This is a genomic window from Pseudomonas mandelii (genome assembly GCF_024138395.1).
GTDB lineage: Bacteria > Pseudomonadota > Gammaproteobacteria > Pseudomonadales > Pseudomonadaceae > Aquipseudomonas > Aquipseudomonas mandelii_E.
In genome coordinates, this window is the sequence record NZ_JAMYDU010000018.1 from 62064 (window position 1) to 83358 (window position 21295).

Here is a 21295-nt window from a genome sequence, read left to right on the forward strand (position 1 = left end):
CATGATCGGAATCGATAGAAACACCGGCGCAACGGTCGATGACTGGCTGCAGTTTGTGCAGCGCGCCACCCGTGCACTGACCACGCCTTTGGGCACTCGGCAGAAGCGCCCTTTGTATGGCTGCGCACTCACTGACTTGCTGGGGCAAAACCTCGGTGACGATCTGCTGATTCTTGCCCAAAGCCATGCGGCCCAAGCGTTTTACAACCGGCACAACGGCATCGACGATTTCGAGCCTCAAGTCATTGTCGCCAGTCGCCGTGGTGCCGGGCTGCTGCTGCGTTTCGCTGGCACCTGGAAAAATCGCCAACAGACTTTCGAGGTAATGGCATGAGCATGTTGATCCCCGGTCAGAACCAGTTGGCCGAACCGGCAATCGTCACGGTCGAAGCGTTCGAGGATTTGCTCGCAGAGTTCAAAACCTTCGTCGTCGAGTACGTCGGCGCCCGTTCCCCCGAGAGCGCGGCCAAGCTTGTGGTCAGCCTTGAAAACGAAAGCGAGTTGCTGACCCTGGCCCTTGAGGCCTTTTGTGTGCGCCTGCAAACCCACGAGCGCAAATGCAACGCCCGTATCAAGCAGATGCTGGCATGGTGGGCCACCGGGACCAATCTCGATGCACGCCTTGCAGACATGGGCCTTGAACGTCAGATGCTCGATCCGGGCGACCCGGCGGCATTCCCGCCGATCCCCCCGATCTTTGAGAGCGATGACGACGCCCGCTTGCGTTACTACCTGGCGCCACACGCACCGGCGGCCGGCTCTCGCATGCAGTATCGGCGCGAGATCTTCACCCTTGGCGAACGGCCCGCGGTGAAGGTGGAAACCGCCGCGGCGGGTGTGGTGACGGTCACTTACACCTTCGAGCCGGACGGTTATGCAGCGCAGGTCAAGGACGGCAACGGGCGCCGGACCGCGCCCGGCGAAGTCACGGTCACAGTGCTGTCCCGGGAGGGCGATGGCACGCCATCCGAAGCGCTGCTCGACGGTGTTCGCCAGCATTTCGCCCGGCCTGATGTACGACCGGAAACGGATCTCGTCATCGTGCAAGCCGCGCGAATCAAGAACTACAAAATCCGGGTCGTGGCCAAGATCAATGCTGGTCCCGATTCGGGGTTGACCAAGGTTGCCGCGCAACAGCAGTTGCAGGCGTATGCCGATTCTTGTCACCGACTGGAAGGGCGGGTGGACCCGAGCTGGATCGACTACACGTTGCACAGCGCTGGCGCGGTTCAGCTTGAAATTCTTGAGCCGATCGAGCCGATTGTGACGACGGCTTTTGAGGCCCCGTATTGCACAGGTGTCGAGGTGGAGGTGGACACGTTATGAGTGAACAAACACCTCGCCCGAACCTGCTACCCGCCAACAGCTCACCCTTGGAAAAAGCCCTCGATCTCGGTTTTGGCACGTTGCTCGATCGCATCGCGCCGCCGTTTCCCGAGCTGATGAACCCCGCCGAAACACCGTTGGCATTCCTGCCATATCTGGGAGCCGATCGTGGGGTCAGCGAATGGAGCTCCGAGGCGGCCGAGGCTGAAAAGCGTTTGACGGTTGAACTCGCCTGGCCCACCGCACGGCAGGCCGGGACGCGAAAGGCGCTGGAGAATGCGGCGAAGGGTTTGCAATTGATGCCTGAGGTGCGCGCCTGGTATGAGCAAACACCGCCAGGCCAGCCTTACAGCTTTTCCGTCAGGGCCTTTACCGAACAGCCTTACAGCGAAGAGATCGACGCCCGTCTCGACCGTCGCCTGGCCGATGCCAAAAGCGAACGGGACATTTTGTCTGTCTCGGTCGGCTTGAGGGCATTCGGCACTCACTTCATAGGCGCCGCCACCGTGTGCGGCGAACTGACCACGGTTTATCCGATTGTCATCGAAGGGCTTGAAGCCTCGGGCCAGGCCTTCATGGCCGCCGGGCTCTACACCGTCGAAACCTCCACTATTTATCCACAGGGGTCCTAAATGGCCGACTATTACACCCTGCTCACCAATGCGGGGATCGCCTACGAAACCGCCTGCAAGGTGGCGGGCGTACCGATCAAACTGTCGCAGATCTCCGTCGGTGACGGCGGCGGCACGGTTTACAACCCGGCCGCCACGGCCACCGCACTGAAACGCGAAGTGTGGCGCGGGCCACTCAATGCACTGTTCCAGGACGAGAAAAACCCAAGCTGGTTGCTGGCCGAGGTGACTATCCCGCCTGAAGTCGGCGGCTGGTATGTGCGTGAGGCTGGGCTGTGGACTGATACCGGCATTCTGTACGCCATCGTCAAGTATCCGGAGTCGTTCAAACCGGTGCTGGCGACGTCGGGTTCGGGGAAAGAGTTTTACATTCGCTCGATTTTCGAGACCAGTAATGCGGCGTTGGTGACGTTATTGATTGACGACACGGTTGTTAAAGCGACGCGGGCCTGGGTGATGAGTTACCTCGCCGAAGAGCTTGGCAAACTCGACGGCAAGCAATCGGTGCGAGTTGCCGCCACCGCTAACGTGGTGTTGAACGGTGCTCAGCAGATTGACGGTGTTGCGGTGGTGGCGGGGGATCGGGTGTTGTTGCCGAACCAGACGCTGGCCAAGGACAACGGCCTATGGGTGGTTGCCAACGGAGACTGGGTGCGGGCGAGCGATGCCAACATCAATGCGAAAGTTACCCCGGGCCTGACTGTAATGGTCGAAGAGGGCGCGGTGAACGGTGACTCGCTGTGGCACTTGACCTCCAACGGGCCGATCACTTTGGGCACGACGGCGCTGACGTTTGAAATGTTGGCAGGGCGGACGGGGATTCAGCCGGGGACTTATAAAAGTCTGACTGTGGACAAATATGGTCGAGCAACCGGTGGTTCGAATCCTGAAACGTTAGCCGGGTTTGGTATCAAGGACACGTACACCAAGCCTGAAATCGAGGCGATGATTGCAGAGGCTTCGGCGTTGCCGGTTGGGTCGATGGTGGCGTTTCCCTTGAACAAGATCCCGCCAGGATTTCTTGAGATCGATGGCAGTGTGAAGAGCATTGCGGTCTATCCGGATTTGGCGGCGTTCCTCGGCATCGCATTCAACAAGGGGGATGAGGGCGCTGGTAACTTCCGTTTGCCAGAATCGCGCGGCGAGTTCCTGCGTGGTTGGGATCATGGGCGCGGTGTCGATGCTGGTCGTACAATCGGCAGTTGGCAGGCCGATGACAACAAGGCGCACTCCCATACCGTAACCCGGATGCAGGCCTTCGGTGGTGCGTCAGGGAGTAACCCGGGCGCGGTGGTCGTGGACAACGGCAATACGCCCGTAACCCTCAACTTTGGTACAGGCTTCAATAGTTCTGGAGGGACGGAGGCTCGGCCGCGAAACATGGCTGTCATGTGGTGCATCAAGGCCTGGAACGCGCCGATCAATCAGGGAACGATTGATATCTCAGCGTTGGCTGCGCTGGCGCAGCAAGCGACTGAGCTTGATCAAGGGACGGCGAAAGTTGCCACTCAGACACAGACTGATGTAGGCACCGACGATAAAACCATCGTCACACCGAAAAAGTTGCGCTGGGGATTCTCCGTCAGTATTTCAGGAGATCTGGGTGGCAGTTACATTGTCTTCCCTAGTTGGCTCGGCGGTTTGATGGTTCAGTGGGGTCTGACTCCCATCATTGCCTCGGCAGTCAATTATCTGCAGGTATTCCCGGTTGCTTTTCCGGGAATCAATCCCATGGTTTTCACCTCCTATCCCAATACGGCAGCCGATGCCGGCATGGGAACAACCTACATTGGGCAGGTCAGGGCGGTTAATAAGGCGAACGTGACGATTCGCAACCTGGGCCAAGCACCTGCGCAGTTTTACTATCTTGCATTTGGTCGTTAACACAATGGAGTTGGCGAGGGCTTATTATGAAGTTCGCAACATTTAATGAGTTTGGAGAAATTATCGGTCGATATGATTCGGACATTCACTTCGTGATTCCTGAGCACGCGGTAAACCTAAGCGATGATGTTTTTCTTGCTACAAGGATTGATAAGGACGGCATCTGGAAATTAGTCGATGGTGAGGTGGTCAAGTTGCCGCTTCCTGCGGTAGAGCCGAATTACCCAGCGTTGTTCGCTGCCGAGCGTTTCGTGCATGAGGCGTCTGGCATTTCTGTAGAGGGCCTGGATATTGAAACGACCCGAGACAGCCAGGCGCTGATCGCCAGCACCGGACTGTCGGCGATCCTTGACCCTGAGTACCGCTGCAACTTTAAAACTCTCAACGGTTTCATCGAGATTGGTGCGGCGCAGATTCTCGCGATTGCCAAGGCCGTCCGGGCACATGTCCAGGCCTGCTTTGACCGTGAGCTAACATTGCTCCGTGCTCTTGAGGCTGGAACTTACAAAGACGAAATGCTCAGTGATGGTTGGCCTGAGGCATCTCAACCAGGACCGAGCCCAGCGCTTCAATAAACGCCCCGCACCGTCGGGGCGTTTTCTTATCCGCCAAACACCAAACATCACCCAAAAGCCCCTCCCTAAAAAAGGGGCTTTTTCGTATCTGGAGAAACCCAAATGGCACAACGCCAAACCTACACCGTGCTCCTCCCATTCCCCACCGGGGGTGGCCACTGGTCGAGCGTCGGCCAAACCCTGGACCTGCTCGATGTGGAGGCCAATGCATTGCGCAGCGCAGGCCGTCTGGAGCTGACCGCTAAAACCGAGGTCGCCGAGTCGGCCTCTATCACTACCAAGGCCTTGAAGGCCGCTGCCAAGAAGGCTGAATAACCATGGCTGAGGTTTTGAACTTCGAGCACAACGGCATCACCGTCAATGCCACTGAATCTCCCGAGGCCATGGGTGGCCTGGGTGACAACGTCATCGGTCTGGTCGGCACCGCGCCGAATGCCAATCTGCTGATTCCGAAAAACACCCCGTTCCGCATCAACAGCTTCACCACTCAGGCCCAACTGGACCCGACCGGTGCCGAAGCGGGCACGCTGTTTCAAGCGGTTTACCAGATCCTCAAAGTGGTCAAGGTGCCGGTCTACGTGGTCATCGTCGAAGAGGGTGCAACCCCGGCCGACACCGTGAATAACGTGATCGGCGGTATCGAGCCGTTGACCGGTCGAAAACTGGGTCTGGCCGCGTTGAGCGGTGTCGCGGAAGACCTGACGATCATCGGCGCGCCGGGCTTCACTGGCACCAAGGCGGTAGCCAGTGAGTTCGCTTCGTTCGGCAAACGTATCAAGGCTCGCGTGGTACTCGACGGCAAGGACGCCGCGGTCGCCGATCAAGTGACTTATAGCCAGGAACTGGGCGGCGCTGACCTCGGTTTCGACCGCTGCCTGGTGGTGCACAACATGCCGGCGGTTTACTCCAAGGCGGCGAAGAAAAACGTGTTCCTTGCACCATCGAGCCTGGCCATCGCCGCCCTCGCCAAGGTCAAGCAATGGGAGAGCCCGGGCAACCAGGTCACCTATGCCGAAGATGTATCGCGGACCGTTGAATACAACATCCTCGACACCTCCACCGAGGGCGATCTGCTCAACCGCTATGGCATCAGCTATTACGCCCGGACCATCCTCGGCGGCTTCTCGCTGCTGGGTAACCGCTCCATCACCGGCAAGTTCATCAGCTACGTCGGCCTCGAAGATGCGATCAGCCGCAAGCTGGTGAAGGCCGGCCAAAAAGCCATGGCCAAGAACCTGACCAAGTCGTTCATGGATCAGGAGGTCAAGCGCATCAACGACTGGCTGCAGACTCTGGTCGCCGACGAAACCATTCCGGGCGGCAGCGTGTACCTGCACCCGGAATTGAACAGCGTCGAGAAGTACAAAAACGGCACTTGGTACGTGGTCATCGACTACGGCCGCTACGCGCCGAACGAACACATGATTTATCAACTCAACGCCCGCGATGAAATCATCGAGCAGTTCCTGGAGGACGTTCTCTAATGTTTACCAACCGCGTAAGACAGGCCATCGCGGCCACCCTGCAAGGCCTGCCGTTGTCGGCGACCGTAGAAGAATTCACCCCGCCGAAGATCGAATTCGAAATGGAAGAGATGCGTGGCGGTCGTTTCATTGGCGAGGAAATGGCCAAGGGCGGCAAAGCACTCACGGCCAAGCTGACGCTGCAAGGCGTCGGCCCGGAAATCATGCTGGCGCTGGGCGTGAGTGTGGGTGACGACATTTTGCTGAACGTGCGAGAAGCCGGCCAGGATCAAGACGGCAACACTTGGTTCACTTACCACACAGTGGGCGGCAAGTTGAAATCGCTTGAGGAAACCGCTCTGAAAATGAACGAGAAGCCCAAGACCAACCTTGAGCTGTCCTGCCGCACCTACAACCGGGTGGAAAATGGCATCCCGGTGATCGACATTGACGTGCGCACCCAGAAGTTCGTGCTCAACGGCGTCGACATTCTCGGCGACGCCCGCCGCGCCGTGTTGCTGCCTTAACCCCCGCCGGTTAAACACGATCCCTGTGGGAGCGAGCTTGCTCGCGATGAGGCCGGCACATCCAGCACTGACATTGCCTGACCCGCCGCCATCGCGAGCAAGCTCGCTCCCACAGGGGCTTTGCCAGCCCACAGATCTGCATTCATCGGCCGGCATTGCGCAACACTTCCCCATGATTCACCAAGGAATTCATTTCATGTCCTGGACGCCTCCTGTTCACGCCTTGTTGTCGCCGATCACCGCCGACGATCAGTCGACGATCGAGCAGATTCAGCTCAAACCACTGTTGTACGCCGCGCAGAAAGAGGCTCTGGCCCGCGCTGGCGATGATGAGGACGATCAGTTCTTCGAACTGGCCAAATTGGCAACGGGGTTGTCGGTCAAGGAACTCGACCAGCTCAAACGCCCGGACTACGTGAGCATTGCGCAGTACGTGCATGAGATGTCGACTCGCCCTGCTTCGTACTTTCTTGAACAGCAAGCGCAGGGCGAACAATCGGTAGACCCCGATCAGGTGCAACTACTGCAACCGCTCAACGCAGCGGGCCGCAGCATGACTTCGCTGACCCTGGAAATGCCGGTGCTGCGCGCGACCAAAGCGATGAAGAAACTGAAAACCGCCAAGGAACGCGCCGAATTCATCACCGCCCATTGCACCGGTCTGATGCTTCCCGATCTGGACTTGTTGACCGTGCCCGACTGGACACAGCTTCAGGTACGCATCGACGATTTTTTAAACAAACCGGCGGACTTCTTTCGGAACGCGACATCGAAGTAATCCTCGATGTGGTGCCGCTCATTTACTCGGTAACTGAGGCGGAAATTCTGGAGTGGGACGCCGGCAAGGCCTTGCGCCGCTACGACATCGCGATCACTCGCCTTGGCGTGAAACAGGAGTAGAGCGGGATGGCGGACGATAGATATTCGCTCAAATACGCAGCCTTCAATGACGGTGGGTTGGCGTTCGGTAATACCAACCTGGCCATCGCAACCACGAGCGTTGAGTCAGCACAAGGTACGGGCACGTCCGCCAGGGATCAGATGCCTGGCCTCGGTCTGGCGCTGGAAAGCGTCGGGTTCAAGCTCGGTCTGCTGACGACGGCTATTGAGTCGTTGACCTTGAAACTTTCGTCGCAACGTTTGATGTCCCAAGCGACGGGCCCTGGTGCCAGCGGGACCGCCAGCGAGCAAAAGAGTGCGGGCAGATCTGGTAGCCGCATCGAACCGCCGGAGCTGCTCAAACCCGCAATAGAGATGAATTCGGCCATGGCCGATCTGAGGCAGGCAGGCCAATTTACTTCGCGCCAGAGCGTAGAGATGGCGCAGTCAACCCAGCACATCGCCAGCGCTCCGTTAGTGGCGGCCGGGGGGACTCGATCGGTTGATCTGGTGAAGATTGAAAGTCTGGCCGCCAAGGCCGGGATCGTTAGCAATCTGCCCAATGCTTCGGACCGACAGTTTGAGCTGCTGCGCTTCGCCAGTGACGCCGGCGTCGCCGCATCGGCGTTCAAAATGTCCGCCATGGATGTCGCAGAAATGATGGTCGGCTGGCGCACCTCCATGAAGCTCAACGGCGCCCAAGCCTTTGACCTGGCGGATGCAACCAACTATCTGGGCAAGATACCCGGTGGTGCGAAAGCGGCTGACATCGGTGCCGTCTTGCAGCGTGACGGTGCTGCTGCTACGGCGACCGGCTTGTCCCCTGCGCAAGCCGCAGCGTTTACGGCGGCATTGTTGAATACCGGTACGCAAAAGGCTGATACCGGTAGTGCGCTCAATAACATCACCACCGCCCTGGGCAAGGGTAATCAGGTCTCTGCAGCCGAGCGAGCGGCCTGGGGACAGTTGGGGCTGGAGCCGAAAGCGGTGGCGAGCGGCTTGCGTGACGAGGACGCGGCGCCTGGCACGGTGATGGCGGTGCTTGCGGCCTTGAACGCGCAACCTGCCGAGAAACGCTCCACGCTTGCCTCCACGCTATTTGGCAAGGGTGATGAGGCGGCGCTGCACATGGCGCAAAACCTTACCGATGTGAATGGCGCCTTCTGGCAGGTAAAAGACAAAGCCCATTACGCCACCTCGGAGTTGGGTGACAAGGGCTCGGTGAGGCAAGACGCACTCGCGCAGTCGAAGACTCAACAGGGTCAATTGAATGTCTTGAATGCGCGCAACGATCGTTTGTCCACGGCCACGGGTAATGCGCTGGCCCCTACGACGGACAGCGCGCTTGGTTCCCTCGGTTCGTTGATTGATGGCTTGAGTGAGTTGGCTGAATCTTCACCTAAAGCCACCGCTGCAATTGTGCTGGTTGCAGCGGCGATCAAACCGCTGGTGGGGGCGCTATTCAAAGCCGTAACGGATGAGATGACCAATCAGGTGGCCAAGCGAGTATTGGGGGGCGTGGCTCCCCGTCTCCCCGGTCGTTTGGGTGAGATGATTTCTGAAGACTTCAGAAAAACCGATCGTACGGCCAAGCTGGATATCAAGGATACGAGCAGGCTTGAGCCCGGGACCGCTGCGAAAGTCGAGGCCGGGGGGAGTGCTAGCCGTTCCCTGCGAGGCGTGAGTGCTTCATTGCGCCCGTTTACCCGGTATATACCTGGAGCACTCGCGTTAAGTGCTGCCCCCGAGGTGGTTGAAGGCGCGATGAGCGGCGACGTCCGGATGATAGGCGCTGGCCTGGGAACCGCTGGCGGCGGCTGGGCAGGAGCTTCGGCAGGTGCAGCCATGGGCGCCACTGTGGGTACCTTTTTCGCTCCGGTCATCGGCACCGCCATTGGCGGGGCGGTCGGTGCGGTCGTCGGCGGACTGGCCGGAAGCTGGATAGGTAGAGAGTCGGGTTCCTGGCTGGGTGACAAACTCGCCACGCCCGCCGACAAGCTCCCCCCTCCTGATCAGGCCGCCAAAGATCTGACCAACACCCAGACCACCCGTCAGCAAAACGCACTGACCGCGAACATTTATATCAATGGTCAGGATCAAGCCAGCGCCACTCAACTGGCAAACCTGGTGGTGCAGCATATTTCCGGACAATTCGGACTGATGACAACGACCAATCAACTCGCCGTGCGACGTGACACGGCCCTGACCGATGGGGTGGCTTGATGAGGCAACAAATGGTCTTGGGCAGTTTCATTTTCGGCCTGTCCAGAAATTTCGCTTACAGCACCCTGATCCACAAATCTAACGGTGGTTGGACGAACATCGACATTCTCACCAGCAAACCCAAGTCCAGCCAGACTGGCCAAGGCCTGCAAACCCTGACGATCACTGGCAAATCGATGTACGCGGCCGCCATGGATCGACTCGACGAACTGCGTGCTTTGCAGGCGCTGCGCATCCCCTTGCCATTGGTTGACGGCATCGGTCGCAACTGGGGCTTATGGCGGGTCAACGATGTGTCGGAAACCCAAAACAACATCATCGATGACGGTACCGCGATGGTGGTGGATTGGACGATTGAGCTGATGGAGTTCGCCAATGCGTAGAGTCCGAAGTATCGCCGGTGACTCGGTGAATCTATTGCTCTACCGCGAGCTTGGGCGTTGTGACGATGTGGCGGAAGAGGCGCTGTGGCGCCTCAACCCGACGCTGGCCGAGCAAGGCCCGGTGCTGCCAGCAGGCATTTGGGTGGTGCTCCCGGAACTTGAATCCAGGCCCGCAGCGACTACACCTGTAACGGCGTGGGATTAAGGAGGCTACATGGCACTGGGGTTCACGCCAGCGGTGGAAATTTACGGGGCCAACGCGGCCCTGATCAATCAGCGTCTGATCAGTTGGCAGCACATCGATGCCGCCGGCATCGAGTCCGATCAACTGACCCTGGTGCTCGATCTTGAAGGCCTTGAAGGGCTGCCGAGCCTGGGCGGAAAAGTCGGCTTGCGCGTGGGATATCTGGAATCCGGACTGGTGGATAAAGGCCAGTTTCGGGTGACTCGACGTACGCCGACGCTGTTCCCGTTTCGCGTGTCGCTGGTGGCTACCGCCGCCCCGTTCAGTGCGGCGGACGAGAGCGGATTCCAGCAGCGGCGCTCGGCCAGCCATGGCCCGACCACCCTCGGTGCATTGTTTCGCGAGCTGACAGCCAGGCACGGCTTTTCGCCGAGGGTGGACCCGGCGTTGTCGCTGAAAAAGGTCGAACACATCGACCAGTCCAATGAAACCGACATGGGCTTCGTCACGCGCTTGGCACGCAAGTACGGCGCCATCGCCAAACCGGTGAATGAACTGTATGTGCTGGCCCGGCCAGGCCAGGTCAAATCGTTGTCGGGCAAAGTATTGCCGGACGTGAAACTGTCGGTCACCCGCAACAATCGCCCCGGCGATCATGCGTTTATCACAGCCACCCTCGATGATTCCGCCCGGGGCAAAAGCCAGGGCTGCAAAGTCAGTTGGTGGGACGCCGCAGCCGGTTTGATGCGGGTGGTTGAAACGGGGTTCGCGCCGTTCAAGACCTTGCGCCAGAGCTGCCAAAGCGCGGAAGAAGCGCAGGCGGTCGGCGAAGGTGAAGTGCGCAAGATGGGCCGTGAAAAGCTCAAGGTGAAAATCAGCTGTCCGGGCAATCCCGATTTTTCGGCTGAAGGCCTGGTACTCCTTGATGCCACCTGGCCAGACTTCATGCGTGGTCGCTGGTCGATCGACAAAGTCACGGCCAATGGCGATCGCACCAACAGCTATCGCTGCATGATCGAGGCAACTTGCCTGGACCCAAGTGCTGACGACGTCGCCTGATCCTGATTCCCTCCAAACCTGTAGCCAGCACACAGGTTTCTGACTGCACCTTCCATACAACTGGAGCGCCTTCATGAAGATCACCCCGATCCTCACGCAGTTGCGTGAGCAATGCCCAACCCTGGCCAATCGCGTGGCCGCCGGCATCGACCTCGTGACGCTGCAAGCCACCACCCCGCTGCAAACCCCCTGCGCCTATGTGGTGCCGATTGCCGATCTGGCGAGCAAAAGCGTGGCGCAAAACCTGACGCTGCAACCGATCCGCGACCGCTTCGAAGTGACCCTGGTGCTCGACACCACGGACGCTACAAAAGCGCTGGATCTGTTGCACGACCTACGCGCCGAACTCTGGCGCGCACTGGTGGGTTTCAAGCCCGGCAATGGCTACGACGCCATCGCCTATGACGGCGGCGAACTGGTTTCCATCAACAGCAGCCGCGTGTTGTATCGCCTGCGCTTTTTTGCCGAATTCCAGCTCGGTCGCAATTTGCCGGGTCAGCCGGCGGAGAGCTGGCACGAGCGTGAACTGGACGGCTTGTCGTCCTTTACCGGGGTCACGGTGCGGGTCGATGCGATCGATCCGGCGGACCCCAATCTGCAACGCCCAGGCCCCGACGGGCGCCTGGAACTGACTTTCTCTGGAGATGTAACCCCATGAGCAAACGCATCACCGTGCTACCGGCCCCGGGCCGTGTCGTGCCGGACCCGGAAGCGGGCGATCTGTTGCCCCTCGAGGGCCGTGAAGTGCCGGACAACGCCTGGTGGCGTCGACGTCTGGCCGATGGCGATATCACTATCAAAGCCGTGAAAGCGGCGAAACCACAGGGAGCCAAATAATGGCGATCGGATTCAGCAACATCCCCGCGGACATTCGTGTTCCGCTGTTCTACGCCGAAATGGACAACTCGGCCGCCAATAGCGCGTCGTCGGCCATGCGCCGCCTGATCGTCGCTCAGGTCAACGACAACATCGCGCCGGCCGACGTCGGCAAACTCGTGTTGGTGTCCAGCGTGGCGCTGGCCAAAAGCATTGGCGGCCAAGGCTCGATGCTCGCCTCGATGTACGAAACCTGGCGCAAGACCGACCCGATCGGCGAGGTCTGGTGCCTGCCGCTGCACAACACTGAAGGCAGCGTTGCCAAAGGCGTGCTGACCCTGACCGGTGCAGCGACTCAAAGCGGTGTGCTCAACCTGTACGTCGGCGGCGTTCGTGTTCAGGCGGCCATCGTCAACGGTGCCACTGCGGCGCAAGCGGCCACGGCCCTGGCGCTGAAAATCAATGCCTCCGCCGATCTGCCGGTCAGCGCTGCGGCCGCCGAAGGCGTGGTCACCCTGAGCGCCAAATGGACTGGCGAGAGCGGCAACGACATCAGCCTGCAATTCAATCGCCTGGGCAAGAGCAACGGCGAAGAAACCCCGGCCGGCCTGACCTCGGCCATCACGGCCATGACCGGCGGCGCCGGTGTGCCGGATCAAGTGGCCGCCGTGGCGGCGTTGGGCGATGAACCGTTCGAGTTCATCTGCATGCCGTGGTCCGATCTGTCGACCCTCAACACCTGGCAAGCCGTCATGGATGACAGCACCGGTCGTTGGTCCTGGGCCAAGCAATTGTTCGGTCACGTCTACAGCGCCAAGCGCGGCACCATCGGTACTCTGGTGGCGGCCGGTCAGGCGCGTAACGACCAGCACATGACCATTCAGGCGCTGGAACCGGGCGTACCGCAACCGTTCTGGGTGCAGGCCGCTGCACTGGCCGCGCGCACCTCGGTGTTCATCTCCGCCGACGCCAGCCGTCCGACCCAAAGCGGCAGCCTGCCAGGTCTGGACCCGGCCCCGGCGAGCGAGCGTTTCACCCTGACCGAGCGTCAGTCGCTGCTCAACTACGGCATCGCCACCGCGTACTACGAAGGCGGCTACGTGCGCATTCAGCGTTCGATCACCACCTATCAAAAGAACGCCTACGGCCAGGCAGATAACTCCTACCTGGACAGCGAAACCATGCACCAGTCGGCGTTCATCGTGCGTCGTCTGCAAAGCGTGATCACCAGCAAATACGGTCGCCACAAACTGGCCTCCGATGGCACCCGTTTCGGCGCCGGCCAGCCCATCGTCACCCCGAGCACCATTCGCGGTGAGCTGATCGCCCAGTACGCCAAGCTCGAACTGGAAGGCCACGTGGAAAACGCCGAGCTGTTCGCCGAGCACCTGATCGTCGAGCGCGACGTGCAGGATCCGAGCCGGGTCAACGTGCTGTTCCCGCCGGATTACATCAACGGCCTGCGCGTGTTCGCTTTGCTCAACCAGTTCCGTCTGCAGTACGACGACGCAGCCTGATCGCTGCCTTTGACTGTGTGAATTCAGCCCACCTCGCGTGGGCTTTTTATTTGAAGGGAGAAACACCATGGGTCAACTGATTGCGGGCACCTGCTACGTCAAAGTGGACGGCGCTCAACTGACCATCAACGGAGGCTGCGAAGCGCCATTGATGGCCGTTAAACGGGAAACCGTCGTGCCGGGCTTCTACAAGGAAACCGACATCGCGCCATCGTTCAAAGTGACGGCGCTGCACACCGCGGACTTCCCGCTCAAGCAACTGATCGCCGGCACTGACATGACCGTCACCTGCGAATTCAGCAACGGCAAAGTCTACGTACTGGCCGGCGCCTACCTGGTTGAAGAGCCTGTCTCCAAAGGCGACGACGCCACCATTGAACTGAAATTCGAAGGCATCAAGGGGACCTGGCAATGAGCAACGCCGTGAAGCTTCACGTTGCGATCGAAGCCCACGGCGAGCCCTTGACCGAACTCAACCTGCGCCGCCCAACGGTGCAGGAAGTTCGAGCGATCAAGGCGCTGCCGTACAAGATCGACAAGAGCGAAGAAGTCAGCCTCGACATGGACGTCGCGGCCAAATACATCGCCGTGTGCGCCGGCATCCCGCCGTCGTCGGTCAACCAGCTGGATCTGGCTGACCTCAACGCGTTGAGTTGGGCCGTCGCGAGTTTTTTCATGAGTGCGGCGTCGGAGCCATCACCGACCTGATCGCAGTCGCCTATGACCTGGCCTGGTTCTGGAAGGTTGACCCCGAACAGATGATGGCCAGGCCACTGGATGTGCTCCGCGAATCGCTGGAGCACGCGCAACGGATCAATGCGATGCAGCAGGTGCAGTGATGGCGAACTTACAACAAAGCATGAGTCTGACGAACATTCAGACCACGGTGAACATGTCCGTGGTCGTGATTAATGCCCAGAAGCTGGACACCCAGCTCAAGGGCATCAAGGCCAGGATCGGCGCATTCAAGAAAAGCATCGATGACAGTCTTGGCACTCTCGATGCGGGCGCTTTCATCAGTGGGGGCGGGCTGCTGGAACCCTTCATCAACGGCATCAAAAAGGCAATCAAGGCAGAAGATGAACTCGAGGGAAAATCCAATAAAACCACGACGCTGAAAGCGCCTGAGGTGTCGCTCGGTAATACAGCGACCAACCTCAAGCAGTTCAACGATGCGGTAGACGGTATTTCCTTGAAAATGGGGCAGGCGCTGCTGCCGGCCGTCAACAGTGTGGTCACCGGCCTCATGCCGTTGATCACTGCCGTTGGCGAATTTGTCGCCAATAATCCTTCACTGGTCGAAGGGTTGGCGGCGGCAGCCGTTGCCTTTACGGTGGTCACCGCAGGGGCCATGGGGCTCGTTGCTGTGATGGGGCTGCTGACTTCGCCGATTGGCATTGTCGCGGCAGTGATCGCCCTGACAGCGGGTTTGATTGTGGCTTACTGGAAGCCGATATCGGGATTCTTCAAAGGTATCTGGCAAGCGATGCAAGGGGCGGCGGAGTCGGCGTTTGCAGCGTTCCAGAGCCTGTTCAACTGGAAGCCGCTCGAAACGTTGAAGGAGGCTTGGGCGCCGGTCAGCGGTTTCGTTTCCGAGCTGTGGGGATCGATCTCCGACACGACGACGCAGGCCTGGGCAGGTTTCCGGGCGATCTTCGAGTGGTCGCCCGAAGCGTTGATCGAAGCTGCGTGGGCACCGATCAGTGGCTTTTTCGGTTCGCTCTGGCAGGAAATAAAAAACCTGTCCGCACCGATCGGCGATTTTTTCAAGACGCTGTTCTCCTGGCATCCGTTCGTCATCGTTGCCAGCAATTGGCAGCCGCTGGTGGGGTTGTTTTCCGCGGTCTGGGATTTGCTCAGGGCCTTGGCAGTGCCGGCGATGAGTTTTCTCAAGAAGCTCTTTGACTGGAACGTGCTGGACAACGTCGCCCGTACCTGGCAACCGCTGGTTGCGTTTTTTTCGGCGACATGGGATGTGCTTCGTGCGCTGGCCGCGTTGGCGATCGATTTTCTCAAAGGCCTGTTCGACTGGTCACCGACGCAGATGTTTCGTGCAGCCTGGGACCCGGTGAGCAATTACTTCTCGGGGATGTGGCAAAACCTGCAAGTGCAGGCGCAACCGGCGGTGGATTTTTTCAAAGGCCTGTTCGACTGGTCGCCGTCTGAGGTGTTCCGTGTAGCTTGGGACCCGGTGAGCATTTACTTCTCGGGGATGTGGCAGAGCCTGCAGCTGCAGGCGCAACCGACGATGGATTTTTTCAAAGGCCTGTTCGACTGGTCGCCGTCTGAAGTGTTTCGTGCAGCCTGGGATCCGGTGAGCAATTACTTCTCGGGGATGTGGCAAAACCTGCAAGTGCTGGCGCAACCGACAGTGGATTACTTCAAGGGACTCTTTGATTGGTCACCCTTGGACATGTTCAAGGCAGGTTGGGAGCCGGTCACCGAGTGGTTCTCCACTTGGTGGGGCAAGCTGCAAGAACTGATCGCGCCGATCAAGGAAATGTTCAACGGTGGTTTTGGTGGTTTCATTGCCAGTGTCACCGGTCAGGTCGAAGGCCTGACCGCAGCGCAACAGAAAACCAATGCCGAAGGCAAGGGCGAGCTCTCACCTGCGTTCTTTGGTGCCAGCAATGACACGGCGCTGCTGCCGAACAACCTGGCCCAAGGCTCCAACGCTTTGGTGCAGCAAACCGCCGCCAATAACCGCACGCAACTCGAAGGCGGCCTGACCGTGCGCTTCGAAAACGCGCCGGCCGGGCTGCGCACCGATCAACCGCAAACCAATCAACCGGGGCTGTCGCTCAATTCGCGCATCGGCTATCGCTCGCTGTCTCTGGGAGGTTCCAATGAACTGGCGTGACCGTTTGTTGCCGGCATCCTTTCGCGGTGTCGGTTTTTGGGTCGATCAGGCGAAAACCCCGGTCGGCCACAAGGGCCAACTGCACGAGTATCCACAACGTGACCAGCCGTTTTTCGAGGGGCTTGGCCAGCAGGCGAAAATCCACGATCTGACGGCCTTCATCGTCGGCGCCGATTGCCTGGAGCAGCGCGACAAACTGCTCAAGGCGCTGGAGCAGGGCAGTGGTGAACTGGTCCACCCGTGGTTGGGGCGGATGCAAGTCAAGGTCGGCGAGTGCGACATGACCCAGACCCGCCAGGACGGCGGGCTGGTGACCTTTGCCCTGAAGTTCTACCCCGATCAACCGCTGCAATTTCCGACGGCCACGGTCAGCACGCAAAAGCTGCTGCTGTCATCGGCGGACACGCTGCTGGGGTCGGCGGTGGCGCGTTTCGAACAGGCCATGACCCTGATCAAGGCTGCGCGGATCGGCATCGCCAATCTGCGCAACAGCCTGACCGGGGTCTATGAAGTGATCCAGGAACAGCTCAAACCGTTGATCGAGGAGTACCGGCAAATCAGCGAGCTGGTCAAGGCGGTCAAGGAATTGCCCAAGGAAGTGGCGGCGGAATTCAAGGGATTGCTCGGCGATATCAAATCGCTCAAGGACTTCGCGAAGGAGGGCTATCGTGGCGTGATTGCCAACGTTTCCCAGCAGGTCGAAGCCATCCGCAAGGCCGATGCACCGAAGCTCACCACCGGCAAGGACACCACGGCGGCGGCGCAAGCCATGGCCGATCTGGTGCAGGACACGCTGCTGGTGAAGGTGGCGCAATGGGTCGCCTCGATGCCAGTGGCGTCGACGCCGGTGAAACTGACGTCACAGCCGTCGCTGGATCATCAGACTCAGCAGCCGGTCACCCGTCAGGAAGTGCCGGTCACCGACGATCTGCAGTTGTTGCAAAAGGAGTTGAACGAAGCGATCCAACTGGCGCTGAACAAGGCCAATCCCGCGCACTATCAGGCCATCAACGATGTGAAGCAGAGCTTGAATGCGCACCTCAAGGCGGTGGCATCGTCCGGCGTGCGGCTGGTCAGTAAATCCTTTCAGGAAAGCTTGCCCGCTGTCGTCGTGGCCTATCGGCAATTCGCCGACGCGACGCGGGTCACCGAAGTGACTCAGCGCAACGGCATTGCCCATCCGTTGTTCCTGCCGCCGAACGGCGTGAAAGTCTCCGGGGAGTGAACCATGAACGAGATGGATAACCGGGTCACCCTGACCGTCGGCGGCCTGGAATACGGTGGCTGGAAAAGCGTGGAAATCACTGCGGATCTGGAGCGTCAGTTCCGCACTTTTAAACTCAACATCACCTGGCAATGGCCGGGGCAGACCGTGGACAAACGGATTCAGCCCGGTGACGCCTGTGAAGTGCGCATCGGCCAGGATCTGGTGCTGACCGGGTATGTGTTCAAGGCCCCGATCAGTTATGACGGGCGGCAGATCAGCCTGAACATCGAAGGCAGTTCCTGCACCCAGGATCTGGTGGATTGCGCCGCGACCAACCGCCCGAACCAATGGCATGAGCAATCACTGTTGAGCATCGTCGAAGCGCTGGCGATCACCTACAAGGTCTTTGTGGTCAGCGAAATTCCCGAGACCGCTCGGCTCAGCAGTCACACCATCGTGCCGGGGGAAACGGTGTTTCAATCCATCGACCGTTTGCTGACATTGTTCCGGGTGTTTTCTACCGATGATGCCCAAGGCCGGCTGGTGCTGGCCCGGCCTGGCAGTGGTGGCCGGGCCAGCGATGCGCTGGAGTTGGGCAAGAACATTCTGTCGGCCAACGCGCCGATGGATTACAGCCAGGTGTTCTCCGAATACCGGGTAATCGGTCAGCACAAGGGCACGGACAAGAAGAGCGGGGCAGCGGTCAGCGAGGTTGAATCGGTGTCCGCCGACCTGAGCTACAAACGTCGACGGGTCACGGTGATCAACGAAGGCATGCAGATCAATCCCGATCTCGCCTTGCAACGGGCCAACTGGGAAAGCGCCACCCGCGTGGGCAAGGCCAAAGCCACCACCTATCAGGTGCAGGGCTGGCGGCAATCGAACGGCGATTTGTGGCGTCACAACACGCAGGTCAGGGTCAAGGATCCGGTGCTGGGGTTTGATGACGACATGCTGATCTCCAAGGTGACTTACTCGCTGTCGGCGCAAGGTTCGGTCACCACCCTGCAAGTGGCACCGCCGCATACCTTTGACGCCAATCCAGAGCCCCCCAGGAAAACCTGATAGCGCCCTAAAAGATCGCAGCCTTCGGCAGCTCCTACAGGTGTACGCCGATCCCCTGTAGGAGCTGCCGAAGGCTGCGATCTTTTGGCGACCTCTGTCGCGATAGAGCTATTCAGGTCAATTGCGTGGGATCGACCTCGCTCCTCCAAGGAATTCAATATGAGCCTACTGACACGCCTCCTGGCGCGCGGCACTGTCGTGCTCGCCAATTCGGCCACCAAGCTTCAATCGCTGCAAATGCGCCTTACCGCCGGCGAAGTGAACGATGACATGGAGCACTTCGAACCCTACGGTTTCACCAGCAATCCGCTGGCCGGCGCCGAAGGTATCGCCACCTTTCTGGGCGGTGATCGCTCCCACGCCATCGTGCTGGTGGTCGCCGACCGTCGCTATCGTCTTCAGTCCCTGGCCGCTGGCGAAGTGGCGATCTACACCGACGAAGGCGACAAAATTCACTTCAAGCGCGGGCGGATCATCGACATCGAAACCGCCACCCTGAATATCCGCGCCAGCAGCGCCGTGAACATCGATACACCGACCCTGACCCAGACCGGCAAGATCGTCTCCCAACGCGATCAGATTGCCGGCGGCATCAGCCAGATCAAACACGTGCATGTCGGCGTTCAAACAGGCAACGGCCAGACCGGCATACCGGCAGGAGGGCAGTGATGTTCATCAGCCAAAACCTGCATGCCGCACTGACCCGTTCAGTGCTGATCAGCCTGTTCACCTGGCGCCGCGCCGCCGATGACGATGCCCTCGACGACGAAGAACGTTTCGGCTGGTGGGGCGACACGTTTCCCACCGTCGCCGACGACCGCATCGGTTCGCGGCTGTGGCTGCTGCGCCGGGTCAAGCTGACCCGACAAACCCAGATGGACGCCGAATTCTATGCCCGCGAAGCCCTGCAATGGCTGATCGACGACGGCCATTGCAGCGCCATCGACATCATCAGCGAACGCCTCGACGCCCAGCGCCTGAACCTGCGCACGGTCCTGACCCTGGCCGACGGCGAGCGCCTGGACATCAACCCTGATAACAGTTGGCAGGTGATCTATGCCGTTTGAAACCCCTTCGCTGCCGGTGCTGATCAAGCGCACCCAAAGCGACCTGGCCAGCGATTCGCTGCGCCAGTCCGATGCGCAAGTGCTCGCCCGCACCCTTGGTGGCGCCGCCTATGGCCTGTATGGCTACCTGGACTGGATCGCCGAGCAGATCCTCCCGGACAAGGCCGATGAATCGACCCTGGAACGGATCGCCGCACTGCGTCTGAACCAGCCGCGCAAACCCGCACAAGCGGCCAGCGGCAGCGTCAGCTTTACCGCCAGCGCCGGTGCAGTGCTGGACGTCGACACCCTGCTGCAATCAAGCGACGGTCGCACTTACAAAGTGACCGCCGCGCGCACCACCAGCAACGGCCTCAATACCACCACCATCGCCGCGCTCGAGGCCGGCAGCCTGGGTAATGCCGAGGCCGGTCTGGCGCTGATTCCGGTGCAACCGATTGCCGGCATTGTCGGCAACAGTTTCACGGTGCTGGCGCCGGGGCTCAGCGGCGGTGTGGCGCGAGAAAGCCTGGAATCGCTGCGTTCGCGGGTGATCCGCTCCTACCGCATCATCCCCCACGGCGGTTCGGCGCAAGACTATGAAACCTGGGCCCTGGAGTGCCCCGGCGTGACCCGCGCCTGGTGCCGTGGCGGGTTGTTGGGGCCGGGCACGGTCAGCCTGTTCATCATGCGCGACGACGACCCGCAACCGGTGCCGAACGACGAGCAACTGGCCGAAGTCCAGGCCTACATCGAGCCTCTGCGCCCGGTCACCGCCGAGGTGCATGTGCAGCGACCGGTTCAGGTGCCAGTGGTCTATCACCTGACGCTGACCCCCGACACCACCGCCATACGCGCCGCTGTTGAAGCGCAACTGCGAGACCTGCATAACCGTGAAGCCGACCTCGGCCAGAAGTTGTTGATCAGTCATATCCGTGAAGCGATCAGCAGCACCAGCGGCGAAAACGACCACGTACTCACTTCGCCTGCCGCGGATGTCGAAACCGAGCGCAATGAGCTGCTGACCTACGGAGGTTGCGTATGGGGGGCATAAGAACCGCCGCGCAATACCACGCCCAACTGCGCAGCCTGCTGCCCAGCGGCCCGGCCTGGGACCCTGAACGAGTGCCGGAACTCGAAGAAGTCCTCGAAGGCGTCGCCCAGGAACTGGCCCGCCTCGACGCCCGCGCCGCCGACCTGCTCAACGAAATGGACCCGGCCGGGGTCAGTGAACTGGTGCCCGACTGGGAGCAAGTGATGAACCTGCCCGACCCGTGCTTGGGCGCTACGCCACTGTTCGATGACCGCCGCCTCGCGGTACGTCGCCGCCTGCTCGCGGTCGGCAGCCAGGCCGTAGGCTACTACCTCGAAATCGCCAAAAGCCAGGGTTACCCGAACGCCACCATCACCGAACTGGAAGCCCCGCGCATGGGCCGCTCGCGTTTCGGCGCGGCGCACTGGGGCACGTGGGAAGCCCAGTTCATGTGGACGCTCAACACCGGCGGCCGCCTGCTACTGGGTCGTCGCTTTGGCGCCAGCTACTGGGGCGAGCGCTTCGGCGTGAACCCGGGCTCGGCACTGGAGTGCCTGATCCACCGCAGCGCACCGGCGCATACCAAGGTGCACATCAATTATGACTAGGGAGTAGA

At 60.2% G+C, this 21295-nt stretch carries 25 protein-coding genes; all 25 read left to right on the forward strand.

The features are described from left to right. The first annotated feature begins 1 nt into the window (after window position 1). The 25 genes from NHU87_RS21720 to NHU87_RS21840 all read left to right on the forward strand — a co-directional run bounded on the left by NHU87_RS21720 (window position 2) and on the right by NHU87_RS21840 (window position 21287). Entirely contained in the window at window positions 2–334 is a 333-nt protein-coding gene (locus NHU87_RS21720; RefSeq protein ID WP_253552386.1) for a phage baseplate protein, read from the forward strand. After that, the gene (locus NHU87_RS21725) at window positions 331–1326 is read left to right on the forward strand and encodes a baseplate J/gp47 family protein (protein ID WP_253552388.1); all 996 of its coding nucleotides are present in this window, start codon (window positions 331–333) and stop codon (window positions 1324–1326) included. Before NHU87_RS21720 ends, NHU87_RS21725 begins: the two co-directional genes overlap by 4 nt. Further along, window positions 1323–1958: a phage tail protein I gene (locus tag NHU87_RS21730; protein ID WP_253552389.1), complete on the forward strand. Its 636-nt coding sequence runs from the start codon at window positions 1323–1325 to the stop codon at window positions 1956–1958. The genes NHU87_RS21725 and NHU87_RS21730 overlap by 4 nt, the downstream gene beginning before the upstream one ends. Further along, complete coding sequence (locus NHU87_RS21735) at window positions 1959–3842, forward strand: phage tail-collar fiber domain-containing protein (RefSeq protein ID WP_253552390.1); 1884 nt, start codon at window positions 1959–1961, stop codon at window positions 3840–3842. Window positions 3843–3868: 26 nt separating this feature from the next. Next, on the forward strand, window positions 3869–4417 hold the full coding sequence (locus NHU87_RS21740; RefSeq protein ID WP_253552392.1) for a DUF4376 domain-containing protein: 549 nt from the start codon (window positions 3869–3871) through the stop codon (window positions 4415–4417). A gap of 102 nt (window positions 4418–4519) precedes the next feature. Further along, entirely contained in the window at window positions 4520–4732 is a 213-nt protein-coding gene (locus NHU87_RS21745) for a hypothetical protein (RefSeq protein WP_253552395.1), read from the forward strand. Window positions 4733–4734: 2 nt separating this feature from the next. Continuing rightward, window positions 4735–5901 (forward strand): phage tail protein, encoded by a 1167-nt coding sequence (locus tag NHU87_RS21750; protein ID WP_253552397.1) that lies wholly within the window; start codon window positions 4735–4737, stop codon window positions 5899–5901. Then, complete coding sequence (locus NHU87_RS21755) at window positions 5901–6407, forward strand: phage major tail tube protein (RefSeq protein WP_253552399.1); 507 nt, start codon at window positions 5901–5903, stop codon at window positions 6405–6407. Before NHU87_RS21750 ends, NHU87_RS21755 begins: the two co-directional genes overlap by 1 nt. Window positions 6408–6603: 196 nt before the next feature. After that, window positions 6604–7185: a phage tail assembly protein gene (locus tag NHU87_RS21760; RefSeq protein WP_253552401.1), complete on the forward strand. Its 582-nt coding sequence runs from the start codon at window positions 6604–6606 to the stop codon at window positions 7183–7185. 179 nt (window positions 7186–7364) lie between these two features. After that, the gene (locus NHU87_RS21765; protein WP_367399050.1) at window positions 7365–9509 is read left to right on the forward strand and encodes a phage tail tape measure protein; all 2145 of its coding nucleotides are present in this window, start codon (window positions 7365–7367) and stop codon (window positions 9507–9509) included. Continuing rightward, window positions 9509–9892, forward strand: a complete 384-nt coding sequence (locus NHU87_RS21770) for a phage tail protein (RefSeq protein ID WP_253552404.1) — start codon at window positions 9509–9511, stop codon at window positions 9890–9892. Before NHU87_RS21765 ends, NHU87_RS21770 begins: the two co-directional genes overlap by 1 nt. Further along, a complete protein-coding gene (locus NHU87_RS21775) occupies window positions 9885–10097 on the forward strand; it encodes a tail protein X (RefSeq protein ID WP_253552405.1) in 213 nt (70 codons plus the stop codon). The genes NHU87_RS21770 and NHU87_RS21775 overlap by 8 nt, the downstream gene beginning before the upstream one ends. A gap of 9 nt (window positions 10098–10106) precedes the next feature. Beyond that, entirely contained in the window at window positions 10107–11135 is a 1029-nt protein-coding gene (locus NHU87_RS21780; RefSeq protein WP_253552406.1) for a phage late control D family protein, read from the forward strand. 73 nt (window positions 11136–11208) lie between these two features. After that, the gene (locus tag NHU87_RS21785; protein WP_253552407.1) at window positions 11209–11793 is read left to right on the forward strand and encodes a phage tail terminator protein; all 585 of its coding nucleotides are present in this window, start codon (window positions 11209–11211) and stop codon (window positions 11791–11793) included. Beyond that, window positions 11790–11972: a DUF2635 domain-containing protein gene (locus tag NHU87_RS21790; protein WP_253552408.1), complete on the forward strand. Its 183-nt coding sequence runs from the start codon at window positions 11790–11792 to the stop codon at window positions 11970–11972. The genes NHU87_RS21785 and NHU87_RS21790 overlap by 4 nt, the downstream gene beginning before the upstream one ends. Then, window positions 11972–13468 carry a phage tail sheath subtilisin-like domain-containing protein gene (locus NHU87_RS21795; protein ID WP_253552409.1) on the forward strand — a complete coding sequence of 499 codons (1497 nt, stop codon included), beginning with the start codon at window positions 11972–11974 and terminating at the stop codon, window positions 13466–13468. The genes NHU87_RS21790 and NHU87_RS21795 overlap by 1 nt, the downstream gene beginning before the upstream one ends. 67 nt (window positions 13469–13535) lie before the next feature. Next, complete coding sequence (locus NHU87_RS21800) at window positions 13536–13883, forward strand: phage tail tube protein (RefSeq protein ID WP_007907215.1); 348 nt, start codon at window positions 13536–13538, stop codon at window positions 13881–13883. Further along, on the forward strand, window positions 13880–14176 hold the full coding sequence (locus tag NHU87_RS21805; RefSeq protein WP_038979172.1) for a phage tail assembly protein: 297 nt from the start codon (window positions 13880–13882) through the stop codon (window positions 14174–14176). The genes NHU87_RS21800 and NHU87_RS21805 overlap by 4 nt, the downstream gene beginning before the upstream one ends. A gap of 130 nt (window positions 14177–14306) precedes the next feature. Beyond that, entirely contained in the window at window positions 14307–16328 is a 2022-nt protein-coding gene (locus NHU87_RS21810; RefSeq protein ID WP_253552411.1) for a phage tail protein, read from the forward strand. Beyond that, a complete protein-coding gene (locus NHU87_RS21815) occupies window positions 16315–17553 on the forward strand; it encodes a DNA circularization protein (RefSeq protein ID WP_253552413.1) in 1239 nt (412 codons plus the stop codon). Before NHU87_RS21810 ends, NHU87_RS21815 begins: the two co-directional genes overlap by 14 nt. Before the next feature lie 3 nt (window positions 17554–17556). After that, window positions 17557–18600, forward strand: a complete 1044-nt coding sequence (locus tag NHU87_RS21820) for a phage baseplate assembly protein (protein WP_253552414.1) — start codon at window positions 17557–17559, stop codon at window positions 18598–18600. A 159-nt stretch (window positions 18601–18759) separates the two neighbouring features. Next, window positions 18760–19269 (forward strand): phage baseplate assembly protein V, encoded by a 510-nt coding sequence (locus tag NHU87_RS21825; RefSeq protein ID WP_253552415.1) that lies wholly within the window; start codon window positions 18760–18762, stop codon window positions 19267–19269. Further along, window positions 19269–19667: a phage GP46 family protein gene (locus NHU87_RS21830; protein WP_038979177.1), complete on the forward strand. Its 399-nt coding sequence runs from the start codon at window positions 19269–19271 to the stop codon at window positions 19665–19667. The genes NHU87_RS21825 and NHU87_RS21830 overlap by 1 nt, the downstream gene beginning before the upstream one ends. Next, complete coding sequence (locus tag NHU87_RS21835; RefSeq protein ID WP_253552416.1) at window positions 19657–20700, forward strand: baseplate J/gp47 family protein; 1044 nt, start codon at window positions 19657–19659, stop codon at window positions 20698–20700. Before NHU87_RS21830 ends, NHU87_RS21835 begins: the two co-directional genes overlap by 11 nt. Beyond that, entirely contained in the window at window positions 20688–21287 is a 600-nt protein-coding gene (locus tag NHU87_RS21840; protein ID WP_253552417.1) for a YmfQ family protein, read from the forward strand. The genes NHU87_RS21835 and NHU87_RS21840 overlap by 13 nt, the downstream gene beginning before the upstream one ends. The last annotated feature ends 8 nt before the right edge of the window (window positions 21288–21295 follow it).